Origin of the sequence: Kitasatospora sp. NPDC058478 (genome assembly GCF_042720345.1) — a bacterium.
Classification (GTDB): Bacteria; Actinomycetota; Actinomycetes; order Streptomycetales; family Streptomycetaceae; genus Kitasatospora.
Genome location: NZ_JBHXML010000032.1, coordinates 1 through 17,821, shown reverse-complemented (window position 1 = coordinate 17,821; position 17,821 = coordinate 1). Strand labels below are relative to the sequence as shown.

Genomic DNA, 17,821 nt, shown 5'->3' with positions numbered 1-17,821 from the left:
AAGGTCAGAGGGAGTAGCGGGTCTCGGCGATGCGGTAGAGGCGGCGCCAGAACAGCCGGTTGAGGGCGACGACGTACAGGCTCATCACCACGATGCCGACCAGGATCTTCGGGAAGTCCCCGGTGGCGGTGGCCTGGGTGATGTAGGAGCCGAGGCCGGTGGCGGTCAGCGTGTGGGAGCCGTAGGTCACGACCTCCGCGACGATGGAGGCGTTCCACGCTCCGCCGGCCGCCGTGATCCCGCCGGTGACGTAGGAGGGGAAGATCGCGGGCAGGATGAAGGTGCGCCACTTCAGTCTCCCGCCGACGTGGAAGGTGGTCATCGCCTCGCGCAGGTCGGTGGGGATGGCCGAGGCGCCGGCGATCACGTTGAACAGGATGTACCACTGCGCGCCCAGCGCCATCAGCAGGATCGCGCCGACGTTCAGCGAGATGCCCAGCGCGACGAACGCGGCGGTGGCGAACGGGAAGACGAAGTTCGCCGGGAAGCTCGCCAGGACCTGCACCACGGGCTGGGCGAAGCGGGTCACCCGCGGGTTCATGCCGATCCACACGCCGATCGGCACCCACACCACCGTCGCGAACGCGATCAGGACGATCACCCGGCTGAAGGTCGCCGCTCCCAGGGCCAGCGCGTGTCCGAACTCCGCGAGCCCCACCGTGGATCTGACGTAGGCGAACGCCTTCCACGCCCCGAAGAGCACCAGCACGCTGACCGCACCGGCGAAGAACACGTCCCCCGTCCGCTCGCGCGCCGCCGACCCGCCGATCGGGTGCTCGGCCAGCCCGAACGGCCGGCTCGCCCGCTCCAGCGCGCGGCCGATCGGCAGCAACGGGCGGCCGAGCCGTTCGGGGACGCTCGAGCGGCGCAACAGATCGAGCACCAGACTGCGGGGGCGCTCGGCGGCTTCCGACTCCTCCACCCGGAACCGCTCCGACCACGCGACCATGGGCCGCCAGAACAGCACGTTCACGCCCATCACCATGACCACCATCACGGCGATCGCGATGCCGACCTGACCCAGGTCGCCGGCGGCGATGGCCGCCGCGGCGTAGGACCCCATGCCGGGCAGCGCGTAGCGGTGGTTGAGGACGCTGATGGTCTCGGAGGCGGCGAGGAAGAACCAGGCGCCGCCGAAGCTCATCATGCCGTTCCACACCAGCGGGATCATCCCGGAGGGCACGTCGAGCTGCCAGAACCGCTGCCACTTCGTCAGCCGCATCACCCGCGCGGCCTCGTCCAGCTCCTTGGGCTGGGAGACGAGGGAGTAGTAGAAGGCGAAGGTCATGTTCCAGGCCATCGCGGTGAAGATCGCGAAGATCGAGGCGCACTCCAGGCCCAGGATCGAACCGGGGAACAGGGCGATGAACGCGGTCACCGTCACCGACAGGAAGCCCAGCACCGGCACGGACTGCAGGATGTCCAGCACTGGCAGCAGCACTTTGTCCGCCCGCCGGAGCCGCGCCGCGGCGGTGGCGTACACGAAGGTGAACACCACCGACGCCACCAGCGCCGCGAACATCCGTACCAGCGAGCGCACCGCGTAGTACGGCAGGTTCGCCGGGTCCGTCGACACCGTGTCAGGAGCCGTGCTGGGCAGGAACGGCGCGTTCAGCGACGGGGCGAGCCGCAGCAGGCCGTACAGGAACGCGACCAGTGCCACGACCACCAGCACGTCCACCCACCGGAATGCCGGCCGCCGCCACACCCCCCGCGAGGGGAACCCGCCCGGACCCGCCACCTGGCCTCCCGTGTCACCGTCGGCTCGCTGCCTCGGCCAGGAAACCATGCCCGGGAAACTCCGGACGAGTCCCCGCCGAGCGACACGCGAACACGCACCGACAGAAGATCCAGAGCAGCCGCGGGGCTGGGCACCCGGTCCACACGTACACCGCCGGGGCCGCGGCCGACAGGGAGTAGGGAAGCCCTTCGGGTGTGGAATCTGACGGCTGAGCGGCCAACCGACACAATCCGCTGACCTGTGGCTGTCTCCAGGCTGCGGCGTGGCCGTTCCCGGATGCCACAAGATCAATTCCCCGCACAGGGGTATGGCCGTGGCGGATGCGACGGCAAGCTACGGCGAGGTCGGGCTGCCAGGAGCGCGTACATCCCGTACGTGGCTTCCCCGGCGCGGCCGGAGGCTCAGTGCGTCCGGCGGCCGGACGGAACATGGCACTTCTGCACCGGCGACATCTGGGGCACCACCCTGGTCCTCAGGGCGTGTGGGGTGTCACGGTGTCGGCCGGGCCGGTGGCTGGCGGTGCGTGCCGGGGCGTCCGGTTCGGAGAAGGGCTGTGCGGCTGTGGCCCGGACACGGCCTGCCCGCGGTACCTGCGGGGCGGGTGTGTCCGGGCCCGGGTCGCCGGTGGTGTCAGCGGCAGTCGGTCTCGATGTTGAAGCTCGTGACGGAGCGGATGGCGTCGCTGTAGGAGGGGCCGAGCTGACCGAAGTTGCGGTCCACGGTGGTGCCGCCGCAGCGCAGCTGCTCCGTGAACATGCTCTCCTGCCAGCCGGACCCCTTCTCCTGGCGCAGGCCCTGGTGGTAATCCACGGAGGGGTTGGTGCCGCCGGCGTACCAGGTCACGCGCCCTTCGACGTTCCAAGTCGCCACCTCGTCCCGGGAGGCCGCGTACCAGATGCCGGCATAGTCCTTGGACATGCTCTTCCGGGTGTCGGTGATCAGGCCCCAGGTGCCGTTGTCGCGGACCTTGAGACAGGTGCGGATCTCGACGTAGGTGCGCTTCTTCGGGCCGTACTTCTGGAGCCACTTCGAGCAGTACATGCCGGCCTTGACCTGGTCGGGGTAGGCGACCCGCGGCTGGGTGGCGGCGGCCGCAGGGGAGGCGGCCGGGGCGGCGAGCAGCGCGGCTGCGGCGGCGGCGCCGAGAAGGGCGGACAGGCGGGGCGGGGCGAACACGGGTGTCTCCTGGTGTGTGCGGGGTGCGGATTTCGGTGCGGGTGCGGGGGTTTCCGCGGCCGGGCCCGGTGTGCTCAGGTGGTGGCGTGCTGGGCGCCGTCGTCGCCGGGGTCGTCGTCCTCGCCGGGGTCGACGGCGGCGGGTCCGGCGGGCAGCGGGGTGCAGCCCGACGTGGTGATGTCGGTGATCTCGGGGTCGTCCTGGTCGGCGGCCACGGTGCTCTGGACGCTTTCGCAGGTCCAGCTCTGGCCGGTGTAGAAGGAGTGGACGGTGGCGGGGCCGGTGTAGTCGGCGGGGCCGTCCAGGCAGGCGGACGCCTCGGCGAGGCCGTCGTCCTCGACCATGGTGAAGCAGTCGAAGACGACGTCCTCCTCCGCGGGGGCGGCGTGGGCGGTGGCGGGTCCGCAGGCCAGGGCCAGGGCGAGGGCGGCGAGGGCGAGTGCCGTCCGGTTGGGGCGGGCGGTACGGGGCACGGGGGTTCACCTTCGGTCGTGGAGGGGGTTGCGGGAGTCGGGCCGTGGGCGGCCGGGCCTGGCGGGTGCCCGCACCGGCCCGTCCGGCGGCCTGCTCGGGCCCTCCGGACAGGACGGCCACGCACGGTTCTCCCATACCGGAAACGTCGCAGGAGGCACGGGACACGTACGGGGCCGCAGGTTCACCCGCACGACCGATGAGCGAGGACGCTGCGGGGCCCGGCGGCGGTGCCTCGGTCGGGGCGACGGCCCGCCGGTACGCGGGCGGTCGATGCGCGGTCGGGCCTCCCGGGGCCCGCCCGGCGCGACCTGGCCCGTTCCCGGCGCTCCACGCCCGGGAACACCGCTGCTCGCCGTCGAGCGGGCCCCGCTCCTCGACCCCGACACCACCGGCGCCCCCCGCACCGGCGCCCGCGGTGCCGCCTCGCGGGTTACCCACGACGGCCACATCCGGGTGTGCGGCGCCTGTGCCCTGGACGAAGCCGTCCGCGACGCCTTTGGCCAGGCTCCGATCCCGCCCACCGACTGGCCCCTCAAGGGCCATGTCAACCAGGCCTGGTGACCGCCACTCACGACGAGGGGCCCTCGCCTTCGGCCGGCTTGGGTCGAGGAAGGGCCGCGTTCTGTCCTGGCCCGAAAGTGCCCATCGACGCGGACACCGGTCCGGGCCGGGCTCCGGTGTCGGTCGGTGTTGGTCTCGTGGGGTGCATTCGGCAGAAGGTCCTGCCGGTGCTGGGGCCGGCAGGTGGAACCGGGGGTGTGACGGATGTCGGGGACCGGGAGACGCCCGCCGCCTTGTGGCGGGCCGCGGATCTGACGTCGGCCTACCTCACCCTCGACGCTGCCGCGGTGGAGGGCTGCCTCGCCGGCCTGGGTGCCGACGCGCCGGAGCGCTTGCCGGCCTGGCTTGGTCCTGAGGTCGTTGACGTTGAGGTAGCCCGCTGCTCACCCCTGCGCAGCAGCTGACCCGTCGTCCGGCCGGAGCCGTCGGCGGTGAGGGGCCGTACGGCTCAGGTCGACCTGCCCTCCGCCGGGTGACACGCCGTGCCCGGCAGTGGAGCAGCGCCGACCATGCCTGCAGCGGGGGAGGGCTCCCCGCGTTCAGGAGGTCTCCATGCGCTCCCGCGCCATTGCCGCACTCGCCGCTTTCGGCTTCGCGCTCACCGCGCAGATCGGCACCACTGCCGCCGCCTCTGCCCTGCCGGCCGACGAAGGGCAGTCCCGGCACTCCGGCAGCCGCGCCGGCGAGGTCGGCCCGTTCGGGCTGATCCCGGTCAACGCCCTCAACGATGTGAACGTGAGTCCGAACCTCGGGTGCCTCGGCCAGAATCTCGGCAAGAACCTCACCGCGCAGTCGTTGATCGGCCTCGTCCCGGTGGGCGTCACCGCGCCCGAACTGCTCGCCGACGGGCTGGACCTCGACCTCCCGTCCAACGGGAACGGCCACAAGCACATCACCGACAACTCGTGCACGGCCCACCAGCAGGCGGCCGGTCCTGCATCCTGAGGCGTGCGGGCCCAGCGCCCGCCGGCGGGCGGATCGGCAGTTCGTCGCAGAGCGGGCGGGGAGTTCGGGCAGGGCAGGGCCGGGCCGGGTCGTCGCAGGCCGCCGCGCCGCCGGCAGCCGCCCGGCCCCTCGGCCCGAACCTGCGTGGGCCCGCTGGGGGCGTGGCCCTGCAGCTCGGCGGTGCGCGGCAGCGTCGCCGTCCACGGGTGGACGACTTTCCGTTGACGGTCCGCCGGTGGGGGATCCGATCGGCACCTGACCGCGTGGTGCCGATCGAGGTTCGGCGTGTGCGCCCGTGTCGGGCGCCGCCACCGGGAGCGGGGCTTGATCGACGCCTGCCAATCACACGGGCGGACGGCGCCCCCCTCGTACGCGGCATCCCCTGCCGACAGGAACGGCACGAACCGTCGCCGGCGGCGCCCGCCCGTGGCCGGGCGCCGCCACCGTCCCGCCCGGGTGCACAGCAGCTACGTGCGGCGGTTGGACGACAGTGCGGCGGGCGGGCGTCGGGTGGTGGTCGAGTTACGGGTCCGCCGGTTCCGCTGCCGTGAACGAGCTTGCCCCGGGCCACGTTCGTCGAGCAGGCGGCGGGGCTGACCTTCCGTCACGGGCGGCGGAGCCAGGGTCTGCAGACCGCGCTGCAGCAGCTCGCCCTGGCCCTGGCCGGCCAGGCCGGCTCCCGTCTGGCCGAGACCTTCGCGGTCCCGGTGAGCCGTTCCACGCTCCTGCGGCTGATAGGCGCCCTGCCGGATCCGGCGCGCGCGGTGCCGCGCGTCCTGGGTATCGACGAGTTCATGATCGCGGCTCCGGTGACCCTCCGTGGCTCTGGCACGGAAAGTGATCCAGAACCCGCGTTCGACCGTCGCCGAGACCACCGCCGACCTGCCTGCTGGGCGGCTTTCTCGACCGGGCCGGGGGTTTGCGCGGGGGCGCGCAGCCGAGGCTGCTGTCACGAGAGTGGCACCCCGCACCTGTAGTACCGCTGGTGAGTAGCCGTCCGGTGCTGTCGTGGTCCTGGCGCCCGACCCGGGGCGTTCCTCTGTGGCTGCCGGATGGCCTGTTGCCCGGTATGGCGTGGGGCTGTGGTCTTCATCGGGCCGGTGCGTCGTCTTCCGGGGGCCATGGCCTCGTTGGGCGAGAGGGAACGGCGGGTCCGCTGCCGGTCTGGGGTCTTTTCGTCATCGTTCGAAGATGTCATTGACGAAGCTCTTGAGGATCGCGAGGGATCTGCCGGCGGCGCGGGTGTTGCCGACACTGTCCAACGCTGTGACGGTGGCGTTCAGGGTTTGGGCGACGGCGATTTCCTGCGGGACCGGGAAGGGTTCGTTCGCGCAGTCCCCTGCCGCAGCGGTGAGGTCCGCCGTGACCTTGTTGTCGTCGGTGAGAGCGGTGCCCGCGTCGCCGGCGGTGTTGGCGGCTTCTGCGGCGGCGATATCGACTTGTGCGGTGGCGATGTCGCTCCGGCAGGCGGGGGCGGTCAGGCGAACGGCTGCGGCGTGGGCGGTGGTGGCGCCCATGAGCGGCGCCAGGGTGAGAACTGCGGCCACGGCTACGTATCGGAGCGGGGGGTAGGACATCGGCGGTCTCCATTCTTGAACCGTGCACAGGGCGGCATGCCGACCAAACGATCAGCACATATCGTCACTTAACTGTCACCCTAGGCTATGGCTTGGGTGTTGGCCTGGGGGCTTGAGGGGCGCGCCCTTTGCCCGACCGGCGCGAACACCGTCGCCTACACCCGGGGTCACCGATCAGGCCCAACAGATCGACCTCTCCTTCACCGGCAACTCCACCACCTGCCTCTTCAACGGCCTCTCCGTTCACACCGTCAGCTTCAGCGGTACCGGGGCGGGCAGCCTCAGCTGCCTGGTCGGATCGTTCACCGCCTCCGGCAACGCGCTCTGGGACGGCAAGGACACCAGCACCTTCACCGTCTCCTCCACCATCGACGTCGGCGGGGCCCGGTCGCCCCGGTCGCGGTGGCCACCGGTACTTTCACCTCCGGCAAGCTCGCCGGCGACAGCATCGCCGTCACCCTGGAACTCATCCCCGACAGCCCTGTGGGCTGTGTCAACGGACAAGGCGTCACCAGCGCCACCGGCGGCGTCACCTTCACCGCTACCCGTCTCTGGTGCTCCGACCAGGAAGGCTGCGACCGCGAAGGTCCACCGGGTCGGGTAGCCGCAGGGATGCGCGCTTCCTGCCCCCTGGCTCCGCCGCCGAGTGGAAGTCCTCCCCGCTGTACGGCCCTGGTTGTCCGATCGACAGCCCGTGGGCACGCACCGTCTTTCGCTGCTGGGCGTGCGCAGTGGGGCAGGTCCCGGCCGGGAAAGGGGTCCGCCGGATCCTTGCCTGACAACCTGGCGGAGACTGATACTCAAGGACGCGTTGCGGTACCTGCTGTTCCAGCTGTGGTCCCGTCCGCGGGGTTGGGCGGGCGGGACCGGGAGACGGCCGAGGGCATGGCTGGCCTTGGTGTTGTCACCAGGTGAGCAGGACGTAGCCGGGGCCGCCTTGGGCTCCGGGGTTACCTGCCGTACCGGTGGTGCCGGGTTGCCCGGAGGCCTGGCTGCTCATGGTGCCGTTGCCGCCGTATCTGCCGGCCCCTCCGCAGCCCGTGTTGCCGTTGCCGCCTTCGTCGGCGGCGGTCGGCATACCGCCGACCTGGCCGGGCGCGCCGACGAGACCGTCGGCTTCCCGCACCGTACCGCCTCCCGAGCAGAACGTGATGCAGGTCGTCTCGCCGGGCAGTTGCCCGCGCCGCCGGGACGGGAAGCCCCGCCTGGCCCAGGCCTCCGGAACCCCCGCTCTTGGAGGGAATCTGACCTGCCTGTCAAAGACGGTAGGTCAGCAGCGAGAGCTACTCGTGCCTCGGGAAGCCGGGAGCCCGTCGCTCTGCCAGGCGGGGATGCTGAACGGAAAATCGAGCCTCAGCCGGGCAGGCGGCAGCGTCCGTTGCGCGTGAGCGGAACGGACGAGCGCGTGAGCAGGTCGGTCAGGCTGTGGGTGCGAGGGTGACCTGGTGGCCGAGGGCTTGGAGCTGGCGGGACGAGGTCTCGGGTCTTGCGGGCGGTGTTCAGGTGGCGTTGGTGCCAGTCCGCGCCGTGGTCCTGGTAGCGGGCGTCGGGGTCGTTGATGAGGTGCCAGGCTATGACGAGGATCGAGCGGGCGACGGCGACCAGCGCCTTGGCGTGGCCTCGTCGTTCGAGGCGCGGACCATGCCGCGCTCGGCGAGCTTGGCCAGCCACACGGCGTCCAACCGGTCGGTCTTCGGGCGCCCTGGGACGTTCTTCACCTCGCGGGCGTTGACCAGCCAGTACTTCAAGCCCCGGGCCTCCAGCAGGTAGAAGAAGGTCTTCCAGTAGCTGTCGGTCGCCTCCGTCACCACCCGCTGAACGCCGTGGATCCGCAGCCGGTCGCCGAGCTCCAGGACCGCGTTGGTCGTCGACGCCACCGTCCAGACCTCCTGGACCCGCCGACCTTCGCGCTCCTCGTGCGGCAGCCGCATGCACACCACCCCGGACGCCTTGGCGATGTCGATCGCCGCGACCCGGGCCACCGCCCCGTCGGCCAGGTCCTCCCTCGTCTCCTCCACGGTCATCCTCCCCTCGTACGCAGTTCTGGGACGGGGCTGTCCGGTAGGCCAGAGGGAGGCGGAGAAGCTGAACGGCGTGCTCGAGACGACAGTGCGTGGTCCCTCGGGCGGCCCCCTCACCAGACTCCTATGCGGGCTCAACAGCCCAAAGATCGTGCGGTGTCGGCGGACAGGCCCCGGACCGATTTTCACGCCCGCGAGGCGTCATCCGCAGGTGAACGGCTGACTACGAAGTCACGCAAGCCCGACCGGCCACGCGCCGGACGGTCGCCCGGTCGGCCGACGATTCCCCACAAGGACAACCGAAGGGTCAGTCAGGCGAAGGGTCAGACCTCCGGGCGATGCCATGGTCAATCCTCATTGTCAGGCGAAGGCGGTCTCGGCGGTGAGGGTGGAGTTGGTGATGGGCGTGCCGGTTCCGAGGAGGACGTCGATGCAGTTGTCCAGGATGGGCTGGTCGCTGTCGATGTTCAGCAAGGCGGTCAGTTTCTCGCCGGCCAGGCGTGTCGAGCCGTCGGTGACGGTGGCAGTGAGGGTGCCGGCTCCGTCGACCTGGGTGATGGCGATGCCGGTGAGCGTGCTGGTGGCCTGGCCGCCGTCTTTCAGGTTCCAGGTGAAGGCGGCCGTGGAGCCCTGGGCGAGTACGGCGGGTGTCGCGGGGTTGCAGCTGAGCGCGGTGAACTTGAGGGTGGCGCTGACGGTTCCACTGACGATGGTGCTGTCGCCGGTCTGCGAGTCCAGGCAGGTGCCCGCGGTTCCCCCGATGGTCACGGTGGTCGGCGGGGCCTGGGCCGACAGCGGCGGGCTGAAGGCGACGGCGGCGTTCACCGTGCACGTGAGGGTCTCCGTGGCCGCCGCGGGTGCGGCATCGGCGGCCGGCGCCGCAGCGGTGCACAACACCGTGAGAGCGGCGGCCACGGACAGAGCTGATCGGGAGGCGGGCATCATGGCTCGGCCTTTCTGGTCCGGGGATGATCGGGATGCACATGCGGGGCTGAGGTCCGCCGTGGTCTGGCCACCGGCCTTCGGCGTCTTCGGACGGCCTCGCCTGGAACCTCGTGAAGAGGGCGGCGGGACGCGCGATGCATGGTTCGTCACCATCCGCCGTGCCACTGAGGCTGAGGCTCGCACAGAGACGGGCGGAGGCTGGCAGTCGGCCGCCGGGGGCGTTCCGCTTTCCACCCGAACGGACGTGCCACCGGCGGAGGGCGCGCGGATCGGAAGTTCGCAGACGCCGGCTACGACGATCGTGTGACGTGCGTCCGGGCTCGTCATGCCTGATGAGGGGGGTGGCAGCCTGGCCACCGGCCACGATGGCGGGCTCCGCAGGGCCCCCGATCAGCGGGAGCACGTTCCGGGCGGGCATGTCGGCTCGACCGCACTGGTCCAGTGCACTGGCGACGGCGGCGTTGGCAAGCGCTCCGCCCGCTACCGGAACAGGTAGTTGGCCCGTCCGGTGTAGTACTCGGCGTGGGTCCCTTCGAGAGCGAGGAATGGTGCGTGCACTATCCCCACGAAGTCTGAGGGTGCGCCGCCGAATCATCCGGCCGCGACGGGAGCGACCTGTCCGTGTGCTGGCGATCCGGTGGCGCCCGGACACGAAGCGATACGGAGGAACACCTCGATGACATCCGTCCCGGCCCCGGCACTCCGCCGGTGGAGCAGAGCCTCGATGGCCGCCTGTGCCACCGTGCTGGCCGTCTGTGCCACCACCGTCGCCACCGGAACCGCCCCCGCCCACGCCACCACCGGTGTGCGCGAGTTCACCCAGAGCGCCACCTTCACCGTCCCCGCCGGTGCCACCGGCCTGCTGATCGACGCCTGGGGTGGTGGTGGCGGCGGCGCCGGCGGCGCCGCGCCCGTGACCGGTGGTGGGGGCGGGGGAGCCGGCGGATACGTCCACGGCGCGATCGACGTGCTCCCCCTGGAACAGGTCACCATCACCATCGGCGCCGGCGGTGCGGGCGGCGCGGCCAACACCGCGGGCTCCAGCGGCACCAGCACCACCATCGCGATCGGAACGACAGTACTGGCCACCGCCCGAGGCGGCGGCGGTGGCAGCCCGTCGAACGGAAACGTCGGCGGCGCGATCGCCTTCGGCGGCGCGGGGGGAAGCGGCGCCGCACCCGCCGAGACGGCCCTGGGCGGCGGTGGCTTCGTGCGTCCCGGTGGTGGTGGAGGCAACGCGGTCACTGCCAGCTACCCCAGCAACAACTCTCCGGGGGGCGGGGGCGGCCAGCCCGCGAACACCGGCAGCTCCAACCCGGGCGACGCGGCGACCGGTGGGCAGGGCGGCAACTCCAGTTTTGGTGGCAACTCGCCCGGCGAGGAGGGAGCCTCGGGATACGCGCTCATCCACTGGTCGTTCTAGCCGCCCGACCAGGCCGAGCCGGCGCGGTGCTCAAAGCCGTCCCGGCACCCAAGGGCGGGCAAGCGGGACGCGCCGGGCGATGTGCCGTGAGTGTGAGTGCCTGACGCTGTCGGGGAATCCCCGACAGCGTCAGGCACTCACCGCACCGCCAGGCAGACGACCACAGCTGACCACCTGTCCGGGGCGCCGCACGGCCCGGCCGTCCTGGCCCTCGTGACGGCGGTGCCCCGTCTCGACTGCCTCCGACGGTGGCGGTGCCGGTCTACGTGCAGGCCCCCGGGTAGGGGTTGGGCTGTTGCCCGGTGAGGAGGGGGGTTGCGGTGGTGGCGGCCGCGTCGAGGGTGCGGTAGAGAGCGCGTGCCGCGGTGCCGGTTGTGGTCATCTTGGTGGCCGCGGTGAGTTGGCTGCCGGTCATCGGGTCGTGTCCCGCTTGGATGACGGACTGCACGCCGTCGGCGCCGAAGGCCTGCACGGTGCTTTCCAGGTCGAAGACCGGGATCGTGGAGGCGCCGAGCCCGGCGAGCATCCTGACGTCGTCGACCACGGTGTTCAGGTTGTTGTACGGCGGGACCCCGGTGTTGCCGATGGAGACCTGTCCTGCGGCGCCGAAGCGGTTCTGCATGTCGGTGAAGTAGGACGCCACGTAGCCCGATCCCAGGTCGATGCCGAAGGCGCGGTAGGCCTGCACGAAGTACTGGTCGTATCCCGGGGGCGGGAACGCCGTGATGTTGAGCGCGGCCTGCAGCGCGATGCTGGCGTTCTCGAGGTCGTCCAGCGCGTAGGGCACCGGCGAGCCCGCGATCCGCATGCCGTTCTGGTGCGCCCAGGCGATGGTGGTGGCATAGGTGCGGATCGCGGCGCACTGTGTGGCGGGGTTGAGGCTGTCGGCGGTCAGCAGGGCGTCGAAGCCGGTCAGGTCGCCACCGGTCAGCGCCTGGGCCACCGCCTGGTCGCCGATCGGGGACTCCAGGTCCAGCACGGCCTGGGTGAACTGCAGGCTGTTCGCCGTCGACCAGTTGTGGAAGGCCTCGACGGCGTCCCGGACGAGGGCGGCGTTCTGCGAGGTGTCGAAGGTGCCCTCCGACAACGGCATGGTGATCCAGGCACTGACCGGGACACCCCGGGCGTTGGCCTGCCGGACGAGGGCGAGTCCGTCGGTGCGCTGGTTCTCCCCCGGCAGCGCGGGGCCGAAGTCCGAGCCGTAGATCAGGTCGAGGTAGAGCGGGCTGTTGCCGGTCGCCAGCGTGTTCCACACCGTGTCGGTGAACGCGCTGAGGTCCCGTGGACAGGTCAGCGGATCCGCCGCCACACAGGGCTGCACGTCCTGGCCCGCCCAGAATGCCACCTGCGCGCCGGGCGCCCGGACCCCGGTCGCGGCAACGGCACCGGCCGGCCGCGCGGCGGCTCCCGTGACCATGGAGCAGACGAGCGCACTCGCCGCAGCGAGCACGAACGCCTTGACAGCCGGCCGCGACCTCGTCGTTGCCCTGTTCACAATCACCACCTCCTGCACGCATCGTATTGGCCCCGCTACAGAGCGGCGCGACTTGTGCACCTGATGCTTCACGGTCCGTGACGATGCGGCCAAGCGGCACCCGGTACTCGCAGGTGAGCTGGCGGACGGCCGCCGGCACCGGGCGGCGGCCGGCCGCGTCGGGCGTCCGGTCACCGTGAGGTCGGGGTGAGAGTGACGGGCCGCCGGCTCCTGAGACGGTGCCGTCCCCGATCGGGCACAGCTCCGGGCCGGTCCCGGTGAGGCCGCCGGTGTCCGAGACGCTCTCGGCGGTGGCGCCTCCGTGGAGGCCGCGGATCCGGCCCATGCGCTGGAGTGCGAGGGAATCCGGCGGGCCGTCGCGAAGCCACCGGGATCCGGAGGAAGACGCCGCACGCCCCGCGCACTGGGCTCGTCGCGGATGGCGAGAGGTCGCCTCGGGTTCCTTCCGGCCACCGGCTCCCCCGCTTCCGGCACGCCACCGGCGACCGTGCGAACCGGATGGAGCAGCATGGGGCGCGCGGTGCCCTGGGGCGGTGTGCGATGGGTGGTGCAGCGGGCCCGGCCGCGGTGTGCGCTGCAAGTCGTGGCCTGTCGTTGCGATCGAAGGACTTTCTGCATGCGTGTGAATGTGAAGCTCACCGTGGTCGGTGTGGCAGCCGCCGGTTCCATCGTCCTGCTCGCTCCTGCTGCCGGTGCCGCCCCCCGCTCGCTGGCGCCGGGAGAAGCCGTGGTCAGTTGTGTCGACCGCGGCGCCGGCGGTCGGATGACCGGCGACAACCTGGCCGTCCTCACCCCCCTGGACGAAGAGGAGACGGAAGCGATCCCCGACGGGACGACCTTGCTGCACTGCACGAACAGCGCGCTCAGCACAGAGCCGGTGACGCTGTCCCTGTCCTCCCGGAATACCGGTGGAGCCCGCTCCGTCCGAACCACGCAGGCCACCCTCCGGCCCGGTGAAAGCGCTGACCTGGAACCGTCGTCCTCTGCCGCTAATTTCCTTGAACTTCTCGGAGTGACTGTTCCGTGATGACGTAGGCCCGATCTTTCGTGACGGTCCGCCCGTTCAACCGGCGGACCGTTTCGACGTGTTCGGAGTGGAGGCGGACGGGACGATAGCCGAGCAGCCGGGCGGGGATACCCGCGACCTCCGGGACGGCGCCGGCGGTCCGGACGCCGCGCCCGGCCGGCCGGGAACCGGCCTTTGGTGCGACCGGACTTGGACGACCCCGGTGGATCACCCCTGGCGCACCACGCAGCACAGCCTCCTGGGAACCGGCGGGAACCCGGAGCGGCCGCGGTGCCGGGCCAGTCCGTCGGGAACGGGGCTGAAGAGACCTGCCCTGTGGAAGTACGCGTCCGGCTGTCTGCCGGGAGGGGCGGGCCGGTGTCGCGGGCCGGGCCGTTCGGCGTAGCACCGACTGCGCGTTTCCTCGGGCACGCGAAAGATGGTGCGTGCACTTCCCACAGAGGTCTGACAGTCCGCCATCGCCCCGGCCGGCTGGGCGCCACCTGCCCCGGCCCGGTAGCCCGGTGGTGTGCGGCCGCGAAGCGATACGGAGGAACACCTCGATGATATCCGTCCCGGCCCCGGCACGACGCCGGTGGAGCAGAGCCCCGATGGCCGCCTGTGCCACCGTGCTGGCCGTCTGCGCCACCACCGTCGCCACCGGCACCGCCCCCGCCCACGCCACTACCGGTGTGCGCGAGTTCACCCAGAGCGCCACCCTTACCGTCCCTGTCGGTGTGACCGGTCTGACGATCGACATCTGGGGAGGAGGAGGCGGCGGTGCGGGCGCCTCGTCTGCCACCTACAGGATCGGGGGTGGCGGCGGTGGAGCCGGTGGATACGTCCATGGCGCGATCGACGTGCTCCCCTTGCAGGAGGTCACCATCACTATCGGTGGCGGCGGTGCGGGCGGTGCTGGTGGTGCGGTCGGCGCGCTCGGTACCGCGGGCACGGCCGGCACCAATAGCGCCGTCGCGATCGGATCGACGGTGCTGGCGACCGCCGCGGGCGGCGGTGCGGGCGGCGCGCCAAACCCGAACCCCGGTTACGCCGGCGGTGGCGCAGGGGGCGGCGGTACCGCGCCCGCCGAGACGGCTCTGGGCGGGGGCGGCTTCGTACGCCCCGGTGGTGGCGGAGGCAGCAGCACGGCCCCAGTGAGCTTCCCCGACGTCGAATCACCGGGCGGCACGGGCGGTCTGCCCGCGAACATCGGAAGTTCCAACCCGGGCGACGCGGCGACCGGTGGAGCGGGCGGCACTTCCAGCTCCTACAACGGCAATGCCCCAGGCGAGGGGGGAAGCCCGGGGTACGCGATCGTCCACTGGTCGTTCTAGCCGTTCGGCCGCACAGGATGAGCCGGGACGGTGCTCGACGCCGTCCCGGCAGCCGGATGCCGGACGGTCACCGCCCGGTGCCGGGTGGTCGACCCGTTGACGCGCAACAGCGATGCGCACGGCTCGCGCGGCCGCACCGGCCCCGGACCGTACGTGAGAAGCAGTGTCAGAGCTCCGCGGATGCCCCGACTCCGACCAGCTACATTCCTGTACGCCCCCAGAGGTCGACCACCGAACGACGCCGGCGACCCCCGCACGCCCCGTACCCGACGGCAGCTTCGTCGGGTACGCACGGGCGCCCGCCAAGGGCCACCTGACGGGCCCACGGCACCTGCTCCGGCTCACGGAGCGAGCGACACAGCCAGTCGAACAGTTCCGGGACGGGCCCTGGGCCCGTCCTACCCAACGGGCCAAGAGCCCGCCCCCATCACAGACAAGGATCCTCCGCATGTCACGTATCCCGTTTCTGCGCCGCCTGGCCGTCCGTGCCCTGGCCGTCACGGTGATCACCGCCGGTGTGTGGCTTCCGGCCGCTCCGCAGGCTTCCGCCGCCGTGCTGGACGCGAGCTGCCTGACAGGCACGAACGCCGTCTCCTACACCCCGGGGATCACCGATCAGACCCAGCAGATCGGCCTCTCCTTCACCGGTAGCTCCACCTCCTGTGTCTTCAGCGACCTCTCCGTTCACACCGTCAGCTTCAGCGGTACCGGGGCGGGCAGCCTCAGCTGCCTGGTCGGATCGTTCACCGCCTCCGGCAACGCGCTCTGGGACGGCAAGGACACCAGCACCTTCACCGTCTCCTCCACCATCGACGTCGGCGGGGGCCTGGCCGCCCCGGTCGCGGTGGCCACCGGTACCTTCACCTCCGGCAAGTTCGCCGGCGACAGCATCGAGGTCACCCTGGAACTGATCCCCGACAACCCCCTGGGCTGCGTGGACGGGCAGGGCGTCACCAGCACCACCGGCGGCGTCACCTTCATCGCCACCCACTTCTGACCCCGGCGCGCGGGCTCTCCCCGGCCTCTGCGACGAGGCTCTGGTCCGGTGGCCGGGGCGGGCACAGGCAATACCCCGTGATGGTGTTCCTGCCACCGTCGGGCCGGCTCTCGCCATCTGCACTCCTCTCGCGGCTGCCTGTCAGCCCGATCCCGGAGAGCGGACCGGACGGCAGCTGGAGACGGTGTTGGTGCGGCCGGCGGCCGCACCAACACCTACACGGTCGTGTGGCCTGTCACCAGGTGACCAGGATGTAGCCGGGGCCGCCGTTGCCACTGGCTGCGGGAGCGGTGCCGGCGGTGCCCGCGGTGCCGGCCTGGCTGCCGGGGCTGGGGTCGGGAGCACCACCGTGGCCTCCCGCACCCCCGGCGCCTCCCGCGCCGCCGGTTGCTCCGGTTCCGCCCTGTCCGGCGCCCGGGGGCAGGGTGACCGGCAGGGAGGCCGGGGGCGTGGGGGCCGCGCCGCCCGACCCGCCCGTGCCACCGGTTCCACCGGTGGTCGGCTGGCCGCCGTCGCCCACCCTGCCGCCGCTGCCGGTGCCGCCCGCTCTGGCCGAAATGCTGGAGGCCCCGGCGCCGCCCTGGTTTCCCGTGTTCCCCGAGAGCAGGACGGGATCGGCCCCCGTGCAGGCTGAGGCGAGGCCGCCGGCTGCTCCGCCGCCGCCGCTGCCTCCCGCTGCCGGCGTGCCGCCGGCCCCGCCGACGCCGCCGGTGCTGAGTTCGGCCCGCTCACCGCGCAGGCCCTCGCCGCCGCCCGCACCTCCACCACCGGAGCCGCCCACAGCACCGCCGAAGGCCTGCGCCCTCCCCTTGCTCGTCGCGGCGTAGACCACCGACTGCCCGCCGTTGTTGTTGTTGGTGAAGTCTCTGGTTCCCGCCCCGCCCGGAGAACCGTCGCGGCCGGGCTCGAACAGGCTGTCCGCCCTGCCACCGGACCCCGCACCGCCGCCGGTTCCCCCGCTGAGGATGCTTCCCGGCCTGCCGACGGTGACGTAGACCGGTTCTCCCGGCTTCACGGTGAGCGTGCAGGACACGAATGAGCCACTGCCGCCGCCACCACCCGCGCCACCACCCGCGCCACCGGCTCCGCCTCCACCACCGCCACCACCGGCGGGCCCCAGCGTGAAGCTCCCGCCACCGCCGCCGCCGCCACCGCCCCCACCACCGGCGGCGACACCCCCCGGGCCACCACCCGCCAGCACGTAGACCGTCAGCGACGTCACCCCTGCCGGGACGTAGAAACCGGTGTTGCCCGGCGTGGTGAACTCCTTCTGCCCGGAGACCTTCACCGCCCGCGCCGGCTCCTCAGAGGCGGCGGCCGGGGCCGGGAAGGCACCCGCCAGCATCACCAGTGCACCCAGCACCATCGGGGTGCCCACCGCCGCCCGCCGCAACCGCGCCGGTCCTGTACCTCGTTCAGTCACGTCAACGTCCTTTCATGAAGGGGAGAAGATGCCGGGGAGAACCCGCGCCAGCCGGCACGAATCAGCCCCGCCTCAGCGTTCAACAGGCTCGTTCGTGCCGCTACTGATGCCGCGCATACGCACTAACCGCCGCAGTCGCGCCCGCAAACGGTGTCCGATCCGCGCGGCTCCACGACGCCGGGCCGCCCCCTGGATGCCCGTCACGACGTGCGCCTCCCCAGTTGCCGGGGAGGGCCGCCGGTCCACAAGCGGGCGGATTGACGACCCTGGAGCCACTGCCGTGCGCGGTCATGATCAGCCCGGTGGCCACCGGGCTGGAGTGATCACGCCGCTTCCTTCGCCCGGGTCGGCGTCAGGCGGGTCGTCCGGCTGGGCTGCTTGCGGGTAAGGCACCGGGTCATCCGCGTGATCGCCGCCGATGTGATCAAGGATTCAACGTGCTGGATCAGCCTTTCGTGGTCCCTGGCGTGGCGGCGGGCGTGCATGATCCACTCGCTCCACGACCCAGCGACTGGGCAGGATGACGAACCCGACAGCGCTCTTGGGGCTGCTGACCGTCTTCACGGTCCCTACCGTTTCCAGGCCACCGAGGCCGAACGCCGGGCCGAGCCGACGTGCTGACAGGCGTGGGGGGGGGGGGGGCCCCCACCAGACCGGCCGCCCCCCCCCCCCCGCCCCGCGGGGAACCCGACGCGGCGCGCGC

The 17,821-nt window shown here is 71.9% G+C and carries 17 protein-coding genes and 1 pseudogene; 7 read left to right on the top strand and 11 right to left on the bottom strand.

The genetic code is table 11. The features are described from left to right. Window positions 1-4: 4 nt before the first annotated feature. From ACFWPT_RS19205 to ACFWPT_RS19195, 3 genes are all read right to left on the bottom strand, one after another. On the bottom strand, window positions 5-1,681 hold the full coding sequence (locus ACFWPT_RS19205) for an ABC transporter permease (RefSeq protein ID WP_380482971.1): 1,677 nt from the start codon (window positions 1,679-1,681) through the stop codon (window positions 5-7). Between the two features lie 690 nt (window positions 1,682-2,371). Then, window positions 2,372-2,917, bottom strand: coding sequence for a hypothetical protein (locus ACFWPT_RS19200; protein WP_380482969.1), 546 nt, complete (start codon window positions 2,915-2,917; stop codon window positions 2,372-2,374). 74 nt (window positions 2,918-2,991) lie between these two features. Beyond that, window positions 2,992-3,390 (bottom strand): hypothetical protein, encoded by a 399-nt coding sequence (locus ACFWPT_RS19195; protein ID WP_380482967.1) that lies wholly within the window; start codon window positions 3,388-3,390, stop codon window positions 2,992-2,994. A 271-nt stretch (window positions 3,391-3,661) separates the two neighbouring features. Between ACFWPT_RS19195 and ACFWPT_RS19190 the strand changes: the two genes are divergently transcribed. From ACFWPT_RS19190 to ACFWPT_RS19180, 3 genes are all read left to right on the top strand, one after another. Next, a complete protein-coding gene (locus tag ACFWPT_RS19190; RefSeq protein WP_380482965.1) occupies window positions 3,662-3,952 on the top strand; it encodes a hypothetical protein in 291 nt (96 codons plus the stop codon). Window positions 3,953-4,504: 552 nt separating this feature from the next. Next, on the top strand, window positions 4,505-4,897 hold the full coding sequence (locus ACFWPT_RS19185; protein WP_380482963.1) for a hypothetical protein: 393 nt from the start codon (window positions 4,505-4,507) through the stop codon (window positions 4,895-4,897). Window positions 4,898-5,182: 285 nt separating this feature from the next. Beyond that, window positions 5,183-5,494, top strand: coding sequence for a transposase family protein (locus ACFWPT_RS19180; RefSeq protein ID WP_380482961.1), 312 nt, complete (start codon window positions 5,183-5,185; stop codon window positions 5,492-5,494). A gap of 581 nt (window positions 5,495-6,075) precedes the next feature. Here ACFWPT_RS19180 and ACFWPT_RS19175 read toward each other — a convergent pair. The 5 genes from ACFWPT_RS19175 to ACFWPT_RS19155 all read right to left on the bottom strand — a co-directional run bounded on the left by ACFWPT_RS19175 (window position 6,076) and on the right by ACFWPT_RS19155 (window position 9,320). Then, window positions 6,076-6,414: a hypothetical protein gene (locus ACFWPT_RS19175; protein WP_380482959.1), complete on the bottom strand. Its 339-nt coding sequence runs from the start codon at window positions 6,412-6,414 to the stop codon at window positions 6,076-6,078. 303 nt (window positions 6,415-6,717) lie between these two features. Then, entirely contained in the window at window positions 6,718-6,978 is a 261-nt protein-coding gene (locus ACFWPT_RS19170; protein ID WP_380482958.1) for a hypothetical protein, read from the bottom strand. Window positions 6,979-7,378: 400 nt separating this feature from the next. Next, entirely contained in the window at window positions 7,379-7,600 is a 222-nt protein-coding gene (locus tag ACFWPT_RS19165) for a hypothetical protein (RefSeq protein WP_380482956.1), read from the bottom strand. A gap of 445 nt (window positions 7,601-8,045) precedes the next feature. After that, a complete protein-coding gene (locus ACFWPT_RS19160; RefSeq protein WP_380482954.1) occupies window positions 8,046-8,492 on the bottom strand; it encodes a transposase in 447 nt (148 codons plus the stop codon). A gap of 363 nt (window positions 8,493-8,855) precedes the next feature. Then, window positions 8,856-9,320 (bottom strand): hypothetical protein, encoded by a 465-nt coding sequence (locus tag ACFWPT_RS19155; RefSeq protein ID WP_380482952.1) that lies wholly within the window; start codon window positions 9,318-9,320, stop codon window positions 8,856-8,858. 796 nt (window positions 9,321-10,116) lie between these two features. Here ACFWPT_RS19155 and ACFWPT_RS19150 point away from each other — a divergent pair. Then, on the top strand, window positions 10,117-10,863 hold the full coding sequence (locus ACFWPT_RS19150; RefSeq protein WP_380482950.1) for a glycine-rich domain-containing protein: 747 nt from the start codon (window positions 10,117-10,119) through the stop codon (window positions 10,861-10,863). A gap of 262 nt (window positions 10,864-11,125) precedes the next feature. Here the strand turns inward: ACFWPT_RS19150 and ACFWPT_RS19145 are convergent, their stop codons facing one another. Next, the gene (locus tag ACFWPT_RS19145; protein ID WP_380482948.1) at window positions 11,126-12,280 is read right to left on the bottom strand and encodes a hypothetical protein; all 1,155 of its coding nucleotides are present in this window, start codon (window positions 12,278-12,280) and stop codon (window positions 11,126-11,128) included. A 694-nt stretch (window positions 12,281-12,974) separates the two neighbouring features. Between ACFWPT_RS19145 and ACFWPT_RS19140 the strand changes: the two genes are divergently transcribed. The 3 genes from ACFWPT_RS19140 to ACFWPT_RS19130 all read left to right on the top strand — a co-directional run bounded on the left by ACFWPT_RS19140 (window position 12,975) and on the right by ACFWPT_RS19130 (window position 15,695). Then, window positions 12,975-13,385 (top strand): hypothetical protein, encoded by a 411-nt coding sequence (locus ACFWPT_RS19140; RefSeq protein ID WP_380482946.1) that lies wholly within the window; start codon window positions 12,975-12,977, stop codon window positions 13,383-13,385. A gap of 590 nt (window positions 13,386-13,975) precedes the next feature. Next, the gene (locus tag ACFWPT_RS19135; RefSeq protein WP_380482944.1) at window positions 13,976-14,698 is read left to right on the top strand and encodes a glycine-rich domain-containing protein; all 723 of its coding nucleotides are present in this window, start codon (window positions 13,976-13,978) and stop codon (window positions 14,696-14,698) included. A gap of 448 nt (window positions 14,699-15,146) precedes the next feature. Then, entirely contained in the window at window positions 15,147-15,695 is a 549-nt protein-coding gene (locus ACFWPT_RS19130; protein WP_380482942.1) for a hypothetical protein, read from the top strand. Between the two features lie 235 nt (window positions 15,696-15,930). On the opposite strand, the gene ACFWPT_RS19125 is transcribed toward ACFWPT_RS19130, so the two are convergent. Together ACFWPT_RS19125 and ACFWPT_RS19120 are read right to left on the bottom strand one after the other, a co-directional pair. After that, window positions 15,931-17,118 (bottom strand): hypothetical protein, encoded by a 1,188-nt coding sequence (locus tag ACFWPT_RS19125; RefSeq protein ID WP_380482940.1) that lies wholly within the window; start codon window positions 17,116-17,118, stop codon window positions 15,931-15,933. A gap of 368 nt (window positions 17,119-17,486) precedes the next feature. Then, window positions 17,487-17,685 (bottom strand): annotated as a pseudogene (locus ACFWPT_RS19120) (IS5/IS1182 family transposase); the annotation flags it as partial. Between the last annotated feature and the right edge of the window lie 136 nt (window positions 17,686-17,821).

Bases quoted from the DNA above. Each gene is read 5' to 3' on its own strand.
- ACFWPT_RS19190 (WP_380482965.1), top strand. From the start codon at position 3,662: ATGCGCGGTCGGGCCTCCCGGGGCCCGCCCGGCGCGACCTGGCCCGTT.
- ACFWPT_RS19185 (WP_380482963.1), top strand. From the start codon at position 4,505: ATGCGCTCCCGCGCCATTGCCGCACTCGCCGCTTTCGGCTTCGCGCTC.
- ACFWPT_RS19175 (WP_380482959.1), bottom strand. From the start codon at position 6,414: ATGGGCGCCACCACCGCCCACGCCGCAGCCGTTCGCCTGACCGCCCCC.
- ACFWPT_RS19150 (WP_380482950.1), top strand. From the start codon at position 10,117: ATGACATCCGTCCCGGCCCCGGCACTCCGCCGGTGGAGCAGAGCCTCG.
- ACFWPT_RS19145 (WP_380482948.1), bottom strand. From the start codon at position 12,280: ATGGTCACGGGAGCCGCCGCGCGGCCGGCCGGTGCCGTTGCCGCGACC.
- ACFWPT_RS19140 (WP_380482946.1), top strand. From the start codon at position 12,975: ATGCGTGTGAATGTGAAGCTCACCGTGGTCGGTGTGGCAGCCGCCGGT.
- ACFWPT_RS19135 (WP_380482944.1), top strand. From the start codon at position 13,976: ATGGCCGCCTGTGCCACCGTGCTGGCCGTCTGCGCCACCACCGTCGCC.
- ACFWPT_RS19130 (WP_380482942.1), top strand. From the start codon at position 15,147: ATGTCACGTATCCCGTTTCTGCGCCGCCTGGCCGTCCGTGCCCTGGCC.